Origin of the sequence: Pseudanabaena yagii GIHE-NHR1 (genome assembly GCF_012863495.1) — a bacterium.
Taxonomy (GTDB): domain Bacteria; phylum Cyanobacteriota; class Cyanobacteriia; order Pseudanabaenales; family Pseudanabaenaceae; genus Pseudanabaena; species Pseudanabaena yagii.
The window spans coordinates 1,486,202-1,502,893 of the sequence record NZ_JAAVJL010000001.1 but is presented as its reverse complement, the minus strand read 5'-3'; the positions used below and the strand labels follow the sequence as shown (position 1 = coordinate 1,502,893).

Genomic DNA, 16,692 nt, shown 5'->3' with positions numbered 1-16,692 from the left:
ATGACAAATGCAACCAAACTTCAAAACCTTCCAGCCTATACAGTAGCCGATGCCGCTCGTTACTTGCGGATTCCATCGGGTACATTACAAGCTTGGCTACATGGGCGTACCTACAACACCAAAGACGGACAACAATTTTCCGCACCTCTCATCCAACGCCCTAGCACCGAATTTTCACAACTCTCATTCATCAACCTCGTAGAAGCCCATGTATTACGAGTAATTCGCCAAGACCACAATATCCGCCTAGATAAAGTTCGCACCGCCCTTGACTACATCGAACGTGAATTTGCCACCCCACATCCCCTTGCAAGCATCGACTTCCAGACCGACGGCGTAAACCTCTTTGTCGAATCCGTCGGAAGACTGATTAACGCCTCCGAAAATGGACAGTTAGCCATGCGTCAAACCCTCAACCAACTCCTCAAGCGCATCGAATACGATCGCCAAGTTGCCATTCGCCTATTCCCCAACCTGCGCCCCAATCAATCCGATAGCCCCAAACTGCTTGTTTTTGATCCAACAGTATCCTTTGGTCGTTTAGCGATCGCTGATACAGGCATTCCCACATCCATCGTTGCCGAACGCTATCGAGCAGGAGATTCTATAGATTTACTTGCTGAAGACTACGGCTGCACAAGACTCCAAATTGAAGAAGCGATCCGCTACGAACTCCCTCCTCAAATCGCGTGAACAAGAAAAACACCAATAAGCCCATCTTTTTTGTAGATAGAGCCTTAGGCAAAAATCTAGTCAAAATACTACGCAAAGCAGGTGCAAATGCCGAAGCGCATATCGATCATTTTGTCCCCAACTCTCCAGATGTCGAATGGTTGCCCGAAGTTAGCCGCAGAGGATGGATTGTCTTGACTAAAGACGCTAATCTTGGACGCACACCCTCTGAGCAAATAGCGATCGCTAGTTCTAACGCCAGAGTTTTTGTTTTAGCGATCGGTGATGCCAGTGGTGAAGAAATGGCACAAACTTTTATTCACGCTCTAGACAGCATCGAGAGATTCATCAAAGGAAATCAATCCCCTTTCATCGCCAAAGTTTATCAAAATAGTAGAGTGACAATGTGGCAAAACCACACAAAACTTTTGAAGATGCTACAACGATCTAATGAATTGTAAGGATATAACGGGAACTTCTTGATATCTTGACAGCCAATGAAATTGCCAATCAATTGCTTTACATTTAAGGTGATCGTCTATCCCCTGACCGACAGCCCCAACGTCCCAAGTCCTGATATGATTGACAGGCAGAATAGTTGTTAACAAATTAACGAAATTCTAGCGAATATCCCTAGCGAACATCAGCGAATACCTCCAGCAATATGCGTCTATCTCAAATGCTCTGGGTCACTCTGCGTGAAGATCCCGCCGAAGCAGAACTCACAAGTCACAAACTATTACTCCGTGCGGGCTACATCAGGCGCGTAGGTTCAGGCTTGTATGTATACTTGCCGCTCATGTGGCGCGTTTTGCAAAAGATTTCGGCGATCGTCCGCGAAGAGATGAACGACACAGGGGCGCAGGAATGTCTGTTGACGCAACTGCAACCTGCGGAACTATGGCAGGAGTCAGGACGCTGGGATACCTACACCAAAGCCGAAGGGATCATGTTTGCCCTCACCGATCGCGCTAATCGTGAAGTCGGTCTTGGTCCTACCCACGAAGAGATTATTACAGCGATCGCTAGAGATACGATCCGCTCCTATCGCCAATTACCACAGCATTTATATCAAATCCAAACCAAATTCCGCGATGAGATTCGTCCTCGCTTTGGGTTAATGCGTGGGCGCGAGTTCATCATGAAAGATGGCTACTCCTTCCATGAAAATGAAGAGAGCCTCAAAGAAACCTACTACGAAATGGATCGCGCTTATCGGAAGATGTTCGATCGCTGTGGTCTGAAATTCCGTGCTGTCGAAGCTGACTCAGGTGCGATCGGTGGTTCGGGTTCGCAGGAGTTTATGGTATTAGCGGAAGCTGGTGAAGATGACATTCTCTTTACCGAAGATAGCAGCTATGCCGCCAATGTGGAGAAGGCAGTATCACTTCCACCTGAGGCTGTACCTTCGCATTTTGACAAGTTCGAGAAAGTGCATACTCCTAAAAAGGGAACTATCGAAACTGTATGCAAGTTGCTGAAATGCGACCCCACCCAAGTTGTGAAGCAGGTTCTCTATCAAGTCATTTATGACAATGGCACAACAGTTTTAGTATTAGTTAGCATTCGTGGCGATCGCGATGTTAATGAAGTAAAACTGCAAAATGAACTGACTAAACTAGCAAGTAACTACGGTGGAAAAGCCGTTATCAACCTCCAAGTTGCCGATCCTGAATCTCAGCAAAAATGGGCGCATTCCAAACTCCCTGTCGGGTTTATCTCACCAAGTCTAGATGACTCCTATATTGATAAAAGTTCCACAGTTTCTCCAAAGTTTCTCCGCTTAGCCGATCGCACTGTTGAGCATTTACAAAACTTCGTCACGGGTGCAGATGAAGCTGATTATCACGTTGTTGGCGCAAATTGGGGCAAGGATTTTACATTACCTACAGTTGTAAATCTTGATAAGGCAAAAGCAGGCGATCGCGCAGTTCACGATCCTTCTCAAATCTTGCAAACCGCCAGAGGTATCGAAGTTGGACATATCTTCCAATTGGGAACCAAATACTCGCAAGCGATGAAGGCGACCTTCACTAATGAGCAAGGCGAAGAACTGCCTTTAGTCATGGGTTGCTATGGTTTAGGTGTCTCGCGCCTCGCTCAAGCTGCCGTGGAACAATCCTACGACAAAGATGGCATCATCTGGAATAAAGCGATCGCACCTTACCATGTGATTGTCACTGTCCCTAATGTGGGCGATGCTAAGCAAATGGATGTAGGTGAAAGGCTCTATACTGCCCTTGATGCCGCAGGTGTGGAAGTATTGCTCGACGATCGCGATGAACGGGCTGGTGTGAAGTTCAAGGATGCTGATCTCGTGGGCATTCCCTATCGGGTGGTTACGGGTAAGGCGATCGCTGATGGCAAAGTCGAAATCGTCAATCGGGCAACAAAGGTGGCGACTTTAGTAGAAATTGAGTCAGTAGTTGAATACCTACAAAACGAACTCAAGTAAACTATATAGTCCCTCGTATAGCCCATAAAAAAGAAAAAGAGTTGCGCCGCAACTCTTTTTCTTTTTTGTTGGATAAAAAGCTGTGACGAACGCGCAGTGTGCACCACAGCTTTTTTAGAAGGAAACTCCTAGAGCCAAACAAGACTGATCTTTAGTCGCGCTAAGCTTGTAAGATTCCGTTTTAATGGTCTTCGCGACAACCAACATATCCTTCTTGAAGGTTCTTCCATCAATATTGCAACTTCCCTTAAGCACAAGTAGATAATTCCCTGAATATCCATAGCTCGTTAGTGACGTACTTTTGATGATTTGAGAACTCATGCCACCCTTAGGATCTAGGGGAATGTTGTAGACCTTAACGCCACTTTTGGGATTAGTAAACGTATATTTGCTTTCCAAATCAGGATCTAACGTATTGATTTGAACAGGCGTATAGGGCTTGATTTTGTCTATGCTCTTGAAATCAGGAGGTGATGCGTAGGCAAGGATAAAGAAGCCCGTACTATTAGAGATTTTGTGGCCACTTTCAGGCGGATTGAAATAGAGAGAACCCGTAGGATAAACGCCTTTTGCATCAGTCTGTGAGCCACTAATTGTATAAACAGACTCAGTCATCGAATGATAATGTAGTCCGACGCTCCCATTGGGGATGGTATACCAAAGGATACTGATATGCTGAGTATTTGCCTCACCAGAAAGAATCAGCTTTTCTAAGTTGGGTCTAAACGTAAAAAAATTGTATTTCTTCGGATTGGCGGTGAGAGCCTTGAGATCAATGATGGTCGAGTTGCTCAGCGCCGAGTATTTGTCTTGGAGTGCGATCGCTGATTTTGGTAAATCCTTGGCTAGCGATTTGCTTAAGTCGTAGCTAAAGCTCGCTGAAAGTAGCCCCAATGTCACGAGTGGAATTCTCAACAGTTTCATTGTCGCGCAATCCTTTTTTTGATATTTCGAGAATAGGCGATCGCAAAGTATCACAGAGTCTTAGCAGACATCTGCCCTAATCGTTACAGAATGATGGTAATGAGAAACTATGGCGCGGCTTTGCCGCGCTACAGTTTCTTGTCAATGTGAAAATTGCAATAAAAGTTATAGACTAATTTGAGAAAAAATAATTGAGGCTTCTAACTTGATGACAAAAACAATCAAACAACTTTGTAGCTTTGCGATCGCGGCGATGATGTCCTGCATCTTAGCGGTAGCCTGCACCCCAACGAGCAATACGCCAACCACCAGCACAACGACTCCTAATAGTCCTAATACAGGTGGCGCTCAAACTGCAATTCCTCTGGGGATCGCGTTTGCCCAAACTAGCAATGTGGCGCTACTTGGACAGGAAGGCGTAACGGGAGCCAAGATTGCTGAAGCCTATTTCAACAAGAAAGGCGGCGTTAATGGCACACCAATTCGTCTAGTTTTTCAAGATACCGCAGGCGATGAGCAAGGTGCAATCAACGCTTTTAACACCCTAATTTCTCAAGATAAAGTGGTTGGTATTGTCGGCCCCACACTTTCACAACAGGCTTTTGGTGCTGATCCGATCGCCGAACGTGCAGGTGTCCCCGTCATTGCTGCCTCAAATACAGCAAAGGGTATTCCTCAAATCGGTAAATACATCTCGCGAGTATCCGCACCTGTCGCGGTAGTTGCACCTAATGCGATCGATGCAGCTCTCAAAATCAATCCCCAGATTAAGAAAGTAGCTGTTTTCTATGCCCAAAATGATGCGTTTAATAAATCAGAAACAGGTACTTTCCAAGAAACCGTCAAGCAAAAAGGTTTGGAACTTGCCACTGTGCAAACCTTCCAAACTACAGATACAGACTTCCAATCTCAAGTAACTAATGCAATTAATGTTAAACCTGATTTAGTAATCATCTCTGGCTTATCCGCAGATGGTGGTAATCTGGTCAAACAATTGCGGGAACTTGGTTATAAGGGTCTAATTATCGGTGGAAACGGTCTCAATACTTCCAATCTACTACCTGTATGCAAAGCGCTCTGTGATGGCATCATTATCGCTCAAGCCTATAGCCCTGAACTGAAGAATCCTATTAATACTGAATTCCGTAAGCTCTATACTGAACAGAATAAAAAAGAACCACCTCAGTTCAGTGCTCAAGCATTTACAGGTGTACAAGTATTTGTCGAAGCTTTGAGTACTCTCGATAAAACTACCAAAATCAGTACTTTGTCATTACCTCAACTTCGCACCCAACTCAATGACACGTTGCTAGCTGGTAAATATGAAACTCCTCTAGGCGAAATTTCCTTCACCCCCGAAGGCGAAATCGTGCAAAAGCAGTTTTATGTTGCCCAAATCAAAATGGAAGCTGACGGCAATAGCGGCAAGTTTACATTTATCCAATAAAAAACAGATTTTTGATGGCGCGGCAAACTAGCTTCGACTTCGCTCAGCTAACGTTGGCTGAGCGGAGTCGAAGCCTCAGGTACTTTAATTAATAGCAAGTCCCTAACAATTTAATCGCATCAAGTAAAAAGCCTTACATTGCAAGGCTTTTTTACTTGATGCCAATAAAAAGCAGTCTATCCTGCTTTATGAATAAACTGCTTTAAATTTTTGTTGGAGATATCGAAACTTTTTGAGTTATAAATTTGAGAGAGTGGCAGCTACAAACAAAAAAGCGATCGCCACAGCGTAATACTTGAAAATAAAATCGCCAATTGTAAGTTCTCTCATATACCTGCCCCTGATTCCCTTAACCCTTGCTTAACTATTATCAGTGGATTTTTTCGTGGAGCTAGTGATTTCAATCTGGTTTTGATGTGATTCTGCTCACAAAGAAATTGTGATCGCGATCATCACTTTGCTAATCCGATATAAGCCTCAATATTTTAAGCAAATCTCTCATCAAAAAGCACTGTATCTCAAGTCAATACAGTGCTTTGTAATTTTCCATACTAAATCATTACCGTTGACCAAAAAAATTTCTAAGTAGCTGGGTGCAGTTAAATATAAAACCCTAAAGCTTGTGGCGCACCCTATGCGTGCGTCACAAGCTTTAGGGTTGGGTTTCAGCTACTTAGGAAGCTTTGGGGGGGACTGATTGGTTATTAGAAGGTTTAGGGGGTGACTGCTCTGGGCGTTGATTATTTTGACGCTGCTCCTGATTATCCTGACGCTGATCTTGACGATTATCCTGACGGTTCTCACGACGGTCTTGACGCTGATCTTGGCGATTATCCTGACGGTTCTCGCGACGGTCTTGACGTTGATCTTGGCGATTATCCTGACGATTTTCGCGACGGTCTTGACGATTATCCTGACGGTTCTCGCGACGGTCTTGGCGATTATCCTGACGGTTTTCGCGACGGTCTTGACGCTGATCTTGGCGCTGATCCTGACGGTTCTCGCGACGGTCTTGACGACTATCGCGACCTTCTTGACGTTGCTCTAAACGTTGCAACTGCTCACGAAGTTCTTGACGACGTTTTTCTTGACGTTGATCTTGGTGCTGGTCACGTTGATCTTGGAGTTTTTCCTGACGTTGTTCCCGTCTTTCCTGACGCTGCTCGCGATGCTCGTCCCGTTTTTCTTGACGCTGATCTTGGCGTTGCTCACGATGCTCGTCCCGTTTTTCTTGACGATTTTCACGATTTTCTTGGCGCTGCTCACGATGCTCGTCCCGTTTTTCTTGACGTTGCTCAGTAGGTTGGGTATTTGTTTGTGCTGACGCAAGATTAGGATAAACAGAAACCGTTCCGAGTAAGGTCGCCGATAGCAACACTAGATTTAAAAACTTCATGATCTATTCCCTATGTATTCCCTATGTAACTGACATCGAATAAAAATTTCACTTTTTGTTATCCCCCCATTAAAATTAAGGATTCCCATCTCCTCAAATAATTACCATTGAAAAGTTATACAAAAGTTATACAGCGCTTGGCTTAGACCTGAAATTTTTGAAAGCGATGCTTTGCACCGCTTTCAAAAATTCTTTTATACATTTACTAACTCTTTCATGGGTGCAGCAAGAGCTTCTTCTAGGGGAGCACGTCCGAGACGCTCTTCTAGAATATTCATCACAGTACGTCCGAAGTCATCATCATCACGTTTCCATGCTTCTAGACACACTTCACCAAAGAAAGAACCTAGTGGCTCAGGATTCCAAAGGAGTTTCTTGGCAGTCCAAGGCATCATACTCATCGGGTTATAGCCTTCCTTGAGAATGTTGTTCTTGAAAGCATAGTCTTCTAGATGAGTATGAGGTTGTAATCCAATAAAGAAAATGGCAGGTTCTACTTTGTCAGCACCAAATATTGCTTCTAGCTCACGATGATAGGCGATCGTTTGGCGAATGGTGTCAAAGGTTTCATCAATGACATTAAAGGAATAGTTAACTGATACCAATTCATTGAAGCCTGCGGATTTAAGATCGCGACAGTTTTGTAAGACGGACTTGAGGTTATAGCCCATTCGCATTTTGCGGACTAACTCTTGCGAGCCACTAGTAATCCCAATCTCGAAATAGCTCATACCTGTTTCCACCATTAGCTGACAGAGATAAGGTGTGAGATTGTCGGCGCGAATATAGGCTGCCCAATGGATGTCAGTCATGCCTGAAGCCTTGACCTTTTCCAATAGTTCTACCGCATCATCAATGAATTTTTTGGCAGGAATAAATTGAGCGTCGGTAAACCAGAAATTACGCACACCACGATCGTAAAGTTGACGCATTTCCTTAATGACTTCATCGGTGGGATTAATGCGAACCTGTTTTCCTTCGATGACCGTGTAAATGCAGTAGCAACAGTTGTGAGGACAGCCGCGCTTGGTTTGCACACCGATATAAAAGTCGCGATCGCGGAAATAGTAATTAAAATCTTCCCAAATCGATTCGATATAAGCGTAGTTACAGGCGCTTTTTTCGATGGGGGCAGGTTCTTCATGAATCAGCCTTGGACGAGGTTTGGTTTCACCAACCACATAGCAGCGATCGCTTTCAATTTCCCGCCCTTGGACTAGTCGTTCTAATAATGATTCACCCTCACCTACAGAAATAATCGTTCCCTTGGGCAATACATTTCCTAATTGCTCATAGAACACACTGACTGCCCCACCACCGATCACGGCTCTGGCTTCTGGGTGATAGCGTCTTGCTCGACTTAACCCACGTCTGATTAATTGCGAATTGCGCCAAAGTTCGGTGTAGTAAGAAGTAAACAGGCGCAAACCATTCACCGCACCCCGCAATTTCTTAACAGGATTTTTGGCATAGTAAAACTCAAAGGCATTTTGGAGAGGGTTGCCGCCACGTCCGCCCACGGGTGCATAGATCTGAATGTCCCGCCAAGAGAATACGAGTAAATTGGGTTGAAACTTGTCGATCGCCCGATCTAGAGCTGCATAAAAATCTAAGGGTGGTACTGTGCCGAGATCAAAAATATTTTGCTGGACATGGGGCGCGACTTTATGGATATGGTCAGATAGATAAACTACGCCAATCGGAAAAATCGGGTTACATGGTAGGCGTACATACAAAATGCGATCGCTGCCTACTGATACTGTAGAGAGAGGTTCAGATATGTCACCAGATGAGGTGCGCGCATCGTTTTGGGGATCATTGGCAGACATAGGATTTAATCTCTAAATTTTAATAATTTTTTAATTATTTGAATTGTTTTTATTATTCTTGAGGCTTTCATGGCGATCGCCAACAATGTACTGGTTCTGTACTGGTTCTATTTTAATCAACAAGTCTTTACATATCTTAATTATATGCACTTTAACGTTACAGCGCGTGTTGACTTGAAATCCTAAGAAATTTTTGAAAGCGTGGCGAAGCAGCACTTTCAAAAATAATTTAAGCGTTAATAGGCTGTATTCACTAAGGATGATTTTGTGTTTAACCTAGCGATCGTTCAACAAACAATAAAGAGTAGGTCAACACATTACTCTGCATTTGCCTTAAGCTCGTCATCAAGAAAAAAGCAAGTTAAAGCCCCGCAAATTTCTAGCTTTAGTTTCACAGTTTTGGTGATTTTTTATACTTGCTATGTCTCTGTGAGTACTTATATTAAAATTTTCATAATTGACTTTGGAGATCCTAGGTGGTGGGGATCAAATTCGTGCTCAGATAACTCCAAGTTGTAGTAGTGTTTACAATCCTTAGTTAGTCTTGAATGTTAGCTTTATGTCTAGATTCAATAGTGAGATCATTTATTCTTGTGACCACCAAACATATCGGCAGGTGTTATTTGGCTCCATTAGGAATATTTTTATTTTGCTAACTAAATCGTGATTACTCAAGTCGAAAAAATCTGGTCTTTTTGGGTTTATTAAACTATATAAATAAAATATAAAATCTTATGTCTTTATTTGATCCCTTACCTGCTGATTTGCATGACAAGAAAATTGTCTGCTCATACGTCAATGCCACTAGCAAAATCCAAATAGCAAGGATTACCGATGTACCCCTGTGGTACTTCGAGCGCGTTGTATTTCCCGGACAAAATTTAATTTTTGAAGCGATCGCCTCAGCTCATGTTGAGATTCACACAGGGATGATGGCAAGCTCCATACTTTCGGATACAATTCCCTGTGTCCAATTACAGGTAGAAGAAGCTAGCTCGACATTACCAAGCTGGGTTCCCATGAAATCACTTGATGATGACCTACTTGATGATCCATCGATGCTACTGGCGATGCCTGAACCTGAAGTAGTCTCCTAGCAATGGATTTTCTGCCCTTCCATTTGTCCCAGTTTTTGATGGGCATAAAAATGGATTTTTTGTCCCTTGATTATGCTCAATTCCTGATTATCACCGCAATTGTTTATTGGCTCCTGCCTAATGTGCAAGCACGCTTGTTAGTTATTGTGACAGCAAGTTTAGTGTTTTACTCATTTATTCAGAGACAATATGTCTGGCTGTTGCTGGTAATGTTGGCGATTAATTTTTGGTTGGGTAAAGAAATTCGGAAAGGAGATAAATTTCTAAAGCAGTGGCTACTATTTGTGGGGGTATTTTTTAATGTACTACTGCTGTTTGGATTTAAATACATTCCCTTTGTTGCTACAGTCATTGGCAATATTACAGGCTTGCCCGTCGGTAGTTCCTTAGCAATTTGGGCAAAATCAAACATTATTCCACCCATTACCCTAAGTTTTTTTGTATTTGAACTGATTGCTTACTTGATCGACACCTATCGGGGCAATACTCCTGCAAGGGATTTCCTCAGCTTTGCTGCCTACAAGTTATTTTTTGCGAAGTTACTATCAGGACCAATTACCCGCTACCAAGAGTTTGCGCCCCAACTATTAACGCGATCGCGTCCAGTATTATCGGACATCGCTGAAGGCGTATGGCTGTTTGCCTGTGGAGCCGTTAAAAAAGGGATCATTGCCGACAATATGGCAAGGTTTGTGGATCTCTGTTTTCGTAATACTGAACGCGCAGGTAGTCTTGATCTCTGGATTGCCCTAATTGGCTATGGCATTCAAATTTACTGTGACTTTAGCGGTTATATCGATATGGCAAGGGGTAGTGCTTTATTACTAGGCTTTAAGCTACCGCAAAACTTTGATTTTCCCTATTTCTCCACCAGCATTTCCGATTTTTGGCGACGTTGGCATATGACCCTCGGTGCATGGATGCGGAATTATCTTTATATTCCCCTCGGTGGCTCTCGTGGTGGGCTGTGGCGTACTTGCCTGAACTTGATGATCATCATGCTTGTAGTTGGTATCTGGCATGGCGCAAACTGGGGCTTCATTATTTGGGGAATTTGGCATGGAGCCGCCCTAGTGGGACATCGTCTGTGGATGGAGCTTTGCTCAGTATTTGAGGGGCTAAATAAGATCTGGAAACATCTACCAATGAAGATTGTGGCGATTTTGATGACCCAACTAGTTGTCTTTGTTGGTTGGATTCCTTTTCGCTTGCCTAATTTGGCGGATACCAACATGTTTTTACAGAGGCTATGGGGCTATCAAAGTGATCCTCAATTTGGTGTAAAAATCTATGTCGAGTCTCTTGGGATTACCTTGGGGCAAATTACTTTATTAATGGGCGGTTTGTTGCTCATGTCGCTAGTTGCCTATCAATGCGATCGCGCCAAGTGGCAGTTAAATTGGCAAATAAAATTATTCCTAGTCCCCATCAGTCTATTTCTCGTCAGCATCCTCAGCCCCGACAAGAAACTGCCCTTTATCTACTTTGATTTTTAGAATCCAGAAAAATAGAAATGCATCCAGATTTTGTCTTTATCATGAAGTGGTTGCGATCGCGACTAACAACGACGTAAGCACTCACGTCTCCATAGCGATAAGGAAGATCGGCATAGTATTGGAGCAAAGTTTCTAGGGTCTTGCGCCATGAGTCTAGCGTGTTATCTGAGGTTGCCATTGAATTATGACCTCTAAAAGGTTGAGATTAAGTTTTCAGAGATCGCTCCTTGAGTCAAGTTTGGTGTAGTTATTGATGCAAGCAAAAGGGTGAAAATCATGCGACAACTGATCGATATTTGGGATATAGCTTGGCGAAGACAGATAACAGGTTTATCGGGTACATTTTGGGGCTTGCTTTTTCTATCGTTTTTATGGGTATGACTTGGCAGCGATCGCTCAGCCAAAACATACGCAGTATGGGTTGGGAACTGCGAAGAACTATATAGGGGGAGTTCCAGCTTCTGTACGCAGTTATTGTGTCGCAATTATTGCTCCTGATGATGGGGGGAGAACTATTGCTGAGCGTCCTCCTTTGTATATATATTTCCATAAACGCAAGTATGCAAACACTTCATCACTGTTAACTCTGAAGTTTAGAATTAGGGAGGATGAATCTCGCGGGCGCAGCCTTTTTAGAGGAAATGAGGAAATTGAAGAAGAAGGATTTTATAAGATTGTGCTGCCTGTTTCTAATTCTTCTCTTTTAAATGGGAAAATCCAACTTTTATCTACTTCTATTATCAATGAATGGAGTGAGCTAGATTCTGCATATGCATATATTCAGAGAGAGCCAGATCTAAATTTGGAGCGAGAAGTTAAGCGTGAAAATACTTGGTTGGGGAAAGCGCGTATCTATGCAAAATATTACTATTGGTATGATGCTTTTGATGCTTATACGCAATGGTTAAAGATAAATCCTACAGATCAGATTGCACGTCGCGAACGGGCAAAATTGTTACAAGAGAGTCGCCGCAATCAATGTAGTGATTACAGATTGTTATCATCAGAGAAATTATTGGAACTGATTGATGCGAAATCGGCTAAGCTGCTTGCCTTTCCGCAAAAGAGATAAAGGCAAGGGCAATTCATGAATTGCCCTTGCCTTTATCGCCTCGAATGGTCAAAATTTAAGTAAAGCAAAAATATCAGCAAAACTTTAGCTGATTTGATACAATAATCACATAGAGCAGGATCTAAAAATTTGCTTTAGCTGGCAAGATCCCTGAGTCATATCCTTGGAGTTTGAGGCGATGATTGATTGGTTGGTAGTTTGGGGTGTGACACAGGCGGCAGGTGTCGTTGTTTATCCCATTTTGGAGACTTTGGCTCAGGATGCGGCAAAGGATTATGGTAAGGACTTTTTTAAAGATTGCCTGAAAAAGGTGATCCGCTTGCCTGAGCCGAATCTGCTGAAGGAAGCCTATGGGAAAGCGCTCAAAGAATTTCTAGAATTGATTGAGGAAGAACTCAAGGATGCGGGTTATCAAGAGGCAATCATTAAACAATACATTCCCTATTTACAAAAGTTTGTTAAGCGCGAAGAGGTAAGCGCGGCGCTAGGGATGGCGTTTAATGTGGAATGTAAGGCGATCAATACGGCACTATTGGTGAGAGTTTGGACAGAGTTGAATTCACCACTTTTGCCAGAGGATATGAATTGGGACTTTTTGAGTAAGTCCTACATCCGAGCCGTGAAGAAGATTGTCCAGAATTCGGATAAGTTGCGTCCGATTTTTGAGGTGCAGACCTTAGATAAAATCGCCGATGCTGTGCAAGAAGCGGTAGGAATTGCGCCAGCTTTTGATTTGGAGAAGTATGCAGAGGGTTTGCGGGAACAGTATGGCAACTTAAAGCTGGAATCTCTGGATACGACTGGGGTTTATTACAACGAGTTGAAGCTGTGGAAGATCTTTATTCCGCAGAATTTGCGGGAATGTCAGGAGTTTATTCCGCAGGTGTATGAGTTGCCAAAGGATCGATCGCGGCTGTTGCAGGAGAGTGGACAGTTGGATGCGTTGGAACTTGCCGAAGCGGAGTTAGAAAATCATCGCAAGCGCTATGTCGAGCAACCGATTCGGGGGGTATTTGAGGTTTTGGGCGATCCGCAGGAGTTGGCGAAGGATGGGGTTGCTAAGTATGCGGTAATCTTGGGCGACCCTGGTTCAGGAAAATCGACGCTGTTGCAATATTTAGCGCTGATTTGGGCAGAGCGACCTGTGCGAGATTTACCTTTGTATCCATTGCCGCTTTTGTTGGAGTTGCGGACTTATGCCCGTGATAAGCAAGCAGGAAAATGTAAGGATATTGTTTCGTTTATTCATGGTGGGAATATTACCTGTCGGCTGAATCAGCAGGATTTGCATGAAAAGCTGAAGAATGGTGATGTCATTGCCCTTTTTGATGGGATTGATGAGGTGTTCGATCCTGCGTTGCGCGATGAGGTGGTGACGGATATCCATCGCTTTACGAATGAGTATCCTGCGGTGAGATCGATCGCGACTTCGCGGTGGTTGGGTTATAAGGCACAACGGTTGAGGGATGCGGGGTTTCAGCACTTTATGCTGCAAGAGTTGAATGATGAGCAGATGCAGGATTTTGTGGTGCGTTGGCATGATCTGAATTTTGCGGAGGGTGCGGATAAGGATCGCAAACGGGAACGGTTGCAGAAGGCGATTAGGGAGTCGCGATCGATTAAGGAGTTGGCGGGAAATCCTTTGTTATTAACGATGATGGCGATTCTTAATCGTAATCAGGAGTTACCGAGGGATCGTCCTGAACTGTATAACCAATCTTCTAGGGTGTTGTTGCATCAGTGGGATGTGGAACGGGCGCTAGTGGAGGATCGACGGATTGATCCGAAAACGATTGACTATCGCGATAAGCAGGCGATGTTGCGGAAGGTTGCCTATCATATGCAGTCGAGTGCGAAGGGTTTGGCGGGGAATTTGATTAGTGCGGCGCAGTTGGAGGGCATTTTGACGGATTATCTGAGGACGATTGAGGTGGAGAAGCCAAGGGAAATTGCCCGTATCATGATTGGTCAACTTCGCACGCGCAATTTCATCCTCTGCGATCTGGGTGGAGATTCCTATGGTTTTGTGCATCGCACTTTTTTGGAATATTTTTGTGCGTGGGAGTTTGTTTGGCAGTTTAAGGAGTCGCAGACGCTGACGATTGAGCAGTTAATCAATGATGTGTTTGGTAAGCATTGGCAAGATGAGTCATGGCATGAGGTTTTACGGCTAATTTCTGGGATGATCGAACCTAGATTTGTTGCGGATATTATTGATTTTCTTTTGGAGCAGAAAGTTGATAAAAGTGCGTATCTAGATGAAGGTAAACTTAAAAAAGAAGGACTATCAAATCTATTATTAGCGGCAGATTGCTTTGTAGAGGTGAGAAATAGAAACTTGATTACTCCTACATCGAGTAAATTACTAAAAACTTTACAACATGAAGCCGAACAAGAAAGTCCTTATGAGTTTAATCTTGAATTAGCAAGGAGACTCATAAACAACATTGTAAGCAATTGGCAAGATAGCTCTGGGATATTAACTTGGTTGAAAAGATGTCTTAAGTTTGAATCACGATTTTTTATACCTATTTCAGCACTAGAAGAGATTGCCCAAGGCTGGAAAGAAGACACTGAAACCCTTCCTTGGCTAAAAGACTGCGCTCTTAACAATGAGAGTTGGTTTGTGCGAATGGTAGCAGTAATAGAGATTGCCAAAGGCTGGAAAGATGACTCTGATAACCTTCCTTGGCTAAAAGATCGCGCTCTTAATGATCAGAATGAATATGTGCGAAGGGCGGCGGTACAAGAGATTGCCAAAGGCTGGAAAGATCACCCACAAACATTTGATTTTTTATGCGATCGCGCTATCCACGATCCCTTTAAACGTGAAAAAGATGACCAAACTAATCCTCGTCAAACTGCACTAGAAGCAATCCTCAAACATTACAGCGACAAACCTCAAACATTGGAGTTATTGAAGACAGTCTCTAACAGCGATCCTGATGAAAAGTTAAAGGAATTTGCGAAAAAGGAATTAGCAAAATTGAGTGAGAATCCCGTAGGGGCATAGCATTTGCGCCACAATTTTTAAGACCCACAACCATATCGATCTGCAAATGCTTTGCCCTCTATGCCTTCACAGATAAATTGTCCCTGCGTTGCGAGGTTTAGGGCATAGCATTCCCAAATTTAGGCGATCTGTAAATTTATAAATTTCTGCGGGAATGCTATGCCCCTACATTTCTATCAATTCTATGCGCTCTGTGCTTTCACAGATAAATTGTCCCTGCGTTGTGAGGTTTTGGGCAAAGCATTCCCGAATAAGGCGACCTGAAAATTTATAAATTTCTGCGGGAATGCTTTGCCCCTACAATTCCTACATTTCTATAAATCCTATGCCTCTATGCCTTCACAGATAAATTGTCCCTGCGTTGTGAGATTTTGGGCATAGCATTCCCAAATTAAGACGACCTGAAAATTTATAAATTTCTGTGGGAATGCTATGCCCTACATTTCCTGCATTTCTATAAATCCTATGCGCTCTGTGATTTCAGCGATCGCTTGTCCCTGCGTTGTGAGGTATTGGGCATAGCATTCCCAAATTAAAAAGAAACCTGCAAATTCCCAGATCTCCGACTTTTTCTATGCAAGCAAAGACAATTTGTAAATTCACAAAAAAAGTCGGAGATCTAAATCTGTGCCTTCAGCGATCGCTTGTCCCTGCGTTGTGAGGTTAGGGCAAAGTATTGCCAAATTAAGGCGATCGCAAAATTTATAGAAAACTACCAACCCCAAGTCCCGACTTCGCCTTTAAAAGGACCCACAATATCGGAAGTAATCCAGCCGCCGTAAAAATCACCTGATTGCGGTGTGATAAGCTCATCATTGACATAGCAAGCATCCATCAAACTACCATAGAAGCTTAGAGAATCTTGAATCTCTACAAAATTGGGCGTAGGGATAGAATATCGCCATGCAGCATTTTGGATGTATTTATCTGCGATCGCAACATCATAATATTGACTAACTCCCTTCCATTCACAGCGAGTACGGCGCGAAGTTTCGACTAGATATTCCATCTTAATATCTTCCATTGGAATGTAGTAGCAAGGCGGATGACTCGTTTCGAGCACACGCTTAGCCCGTTGCGTTTCGGCTAAGACAACTCCATTACAAATTATACGAATATGCTTATCAGTATCTTCCCAGATCGCAGGACGAGGATAATCCCAGACAGATTCCTGCCCAGCTTGCGGTTCAATTCGTTGAGGATACGAATACATTATTAAAAATCCCTTTAGAATTTAATAATCTCTTTATACTTAAAGTATATTCCAATACTAAGGGTAATATTCAAAGCA

Annotated in this window: 13 protein-coding genes; 8 read left to right on the top strand and 5 right to left on the bottom strand. The window is 43.3% G+C overall.

Features of this window, described 5'->3' with window-relative positions:
• The 3 genes from HC246_RS07040 (at position 1) to HC246_RS07030 (ending at position 3,127) form a co-directional block, all read left to right on the top strand.
• Positions 1-693, top strand: coding sequence for a DUF433 domain-containing protein (locus tag HC246_RS07040; protein ID WP_169362766.1), 693 nt, complete (start codon positions 1-3; stop codon positions 691-693).
• Positions 690-1,133, top strand: a complete 444-nt coding sequence (locus HC246_RS07035; protein WP_169362765.1) for a PIN-like domain-containing protein — start codon at positions 690-692, stop codon at positions 1,131-1,133. The genes HC246_RS07040 and HC246_RS07035 overlap by 4 nt, the downstream gene beginning before the upstream one ends.
• A 203-nt stretch (positions 1,134-1,336) precedes the next feature.
• Positions 1,337-3,127 carry a proline--tRNA ligase gene (locus tag HC246_RS07030; RefSeq protein WP_169362764.1) on the top strand — a complete coding sequence of 597 codons (1,791 nt, stop codon included), beginning with the start codon at positions 1,337-1,339 and terminating at the stop codon, positions 3,125-3,127.
• A gap of 114 nt (positions 3,128-3,241) precedes the next feature.
• Here HC246_RS07030 and HC246_RS07025 read toward each other — a convergent pair whose 3' ends face one another.
• Positions 3,242-4,051, bottom strand: coding sequence for a cupin domain-containing protein (locus HC246_RS07025; protein ID WP_169362763.1), 810 nt, complete (start codon positions 4,049-4,051; stop codon positions 3,242-3,244).
• Between the two features lie 208 nt (positions 4,052-4,259).
• Here HC246_RS07025 and HC246_RS07020 point away from each other — a divergent pair, with 208 nt between their 5' ends.
• Positions 4,260-5,498, top strand: coding sequence for an ABC transporter substrate-binding protein (locus tag HC246_RS07020; protein WP_169362762.1), 1,239 nt, complete (start codon positions 4,260-4,262; stop codon positions 5,496-5,498).
• Between the two features lie 673 nt (positions 5,499-6,171).
• Here HC246_RS07020 and HC246_RS07015 read toward each other — a convergent pair.
• On the bottom strand, positions 6,172-6,894 hold the full coding sequence (locus HC246_RS07015; protein ID WP_169362761.1) for a hypothetical protein: 723 nt from the start codon (positions 6,892-6,894) through the stop codon (positions 6,172-6,174).
• A 194-nt stretch (positions 6,895-7,088) separates the two neighbouring features.
• Entirely contained in the window at positions 7,089-8,723 is a 1,635-nt protein-coding gene (locus HC246_RS07010) for a photosystem II high light acclimation radical SAM protein (protein WP_225902925.1), read from the bottom strand.
• A 734-nt stretch (positions 8,724-9,457) separates the two neighbouring features.
• Between HC246_RS07010 and HC246_RS07005 the strand changes: the two genes are divergently transcribed.
• Entirely contained in the window at positions 9,458-9,820 is a 363-nt protein-coding gene (locus tag HC246_RS07005) for a DUF1830 domain-containing protein (RefSeq protein ID WP_169362760.1), read from the top strand.
• 50 nt (positions 9,821-9,870) lie between these two features.
• Positions 9,871-11,316 (top strand): MBOAT family O-acyltransferase, encoded by a 1,446-nt coding sequence (locus HC246_RS07000; protein WP_169364513.1) that lies wholly within the window; start codon positions 9,871-9,873, stop codon positions 11,314-11,316.
• Here the strand turns inward: HC246_RS07000 and HC246_RS06995 are convergent.
• Positions 11,297-11,494 carry a hypothetical protein gene (locus HC246_RS06995; RefSeq protein WP_225902924.1) on the bottom strand — a complete coding sequence of 66 codons (198 nt, stop codon included), beginning with the start codon at positions 11,492-11,494 and terminating at the stop codon, positions 11,297-11,299. The genes HC246_RS07000 and HC246_RS06995 overlap by 20 nt on opposite strands.
• A gap of 204 nt (positions 11,495-11,698) precedes the next feature.
• On the opposite strand from HC246_RS06995, the gene HC246_RS06990 reads away from it, so the two are divergent.
• Positions 11,699-12,388, top strand: a complete 690-nt coding sequence (locus tag HC246_RS06990) for a DUF928 domain-containing protein (protein WP_169362759.1) — start codon at positions 11,699-11,701, stop codon at positions 12,386-12,388.
• 178 nt (positions 12,389-12,566) lie between these two features.
• Complete coding sequence (locus tag HC246_RS06985) at positions 12,567-15,401, top strand: HEAT repeat domain-containing protein (protein ID WP_169362758.1); 2,835 nt, start codon at positions 12,567-12,569, stop codon at positions 15,399-15,401.
• A 712-nt stretch (positions 15,402-16,113) separates the two neighbouring features.
• On the opposite strand, the gene HC246_RS06980 is transcribed toward HC246_RS06985, so the two are convergent.
• Positions 16,114-16,614, bottom strand: coding sequence for a DUF427 domain-containing protein (locus tag HC246_RS06980; protein ID WP_169362757.1), 501 nt, complete (start codon positions 16,612-16,614; stop codon positions 16,114-16,116).
• Between the last annotated feature and the right edge of the window lie 78 nt (positions 16,615-16,692).

Excerpts from the sequence above, each read along its gene's own strand:
- HC246_RS07010 (WP_225902925.1), bottom strand. The coding sequence starts at position 8,723 with ATGTCTGCCAATGATCCCCAAAACGATGCGCGCACCTCATCTGGTGAC.
- HC246_RS07000 (WP_169364513.1), top strand. The coding sequence starts at position 9,871 with ATGGATTTTTTGTCCCTTGATTATGCTCAATTCCTGATTATCACCGCA.
- HC246_RS06995 (WP_225902924.1), bottom strand. The coding sequence starts at position 11,494 with ATGGCAACCTCAGATAACACGCTAGACTCATGGCGCAAGACCCTAGAA.
- HC246_RS06985 (WP_169362758.1), top strand. The coding sequence starts at position 12,567 with ATGATTGATTGGTTGGTAGTTTGGGGTGTGACACAGGCGGCAGGTGTC.
- HC246_RS07005 (WP_169362760.1), top strand. The coding sequence starts at position 9,458 with ATGTCTTTATTTGATCCCTTACCTGCTGATTTGCATGACAAGAAAATT.
- HC246_RS07020 (WP_169362762.1), top strand. The coding sequence starts at position 4,260 with ATGACAAAAACAATCAAACAACTTTGTAGCTTTGCGATCGCGGCGATG.
- HC246_RS07030 (WP_169362764.1), top strand. The coding sequence starts at position 1,337 with ATGCGTCTATCTCAAATGCTCTGGGTCACTCTGCGTGAAGATCCCGCC.
- HC246_RS07015 (WP_169362761.1), bottom strand. The coding sequence starts at position 6,894 with ATGAAGTTTTTAAATCTAGTGTTGCTATCGGCGACCTTACTCGGAACG.
- HC246_RS07025 (WP_169362763.1), bottom strand. The coding sequence starts at position 4,051 with ATGAAACTGTTGAGAATTCCACTCGTGACATTGGGGCTACTTTCAGCG.
- HC246_RS06980 (WP_169362757.1), bottom strand. The coding sequence starts at position 16,614 with ATGTATTCGTATCCTCAACGAATTGAACCGCAAGCTGGGCAGGAATCT.
- HC246_RS07040 (WP_169362766.1), top strand. The coding sequence starts at position 1 with ATGACAAATGCAACCAAACTTCAAAACCTTCCAGCCTATACAGTAGCC.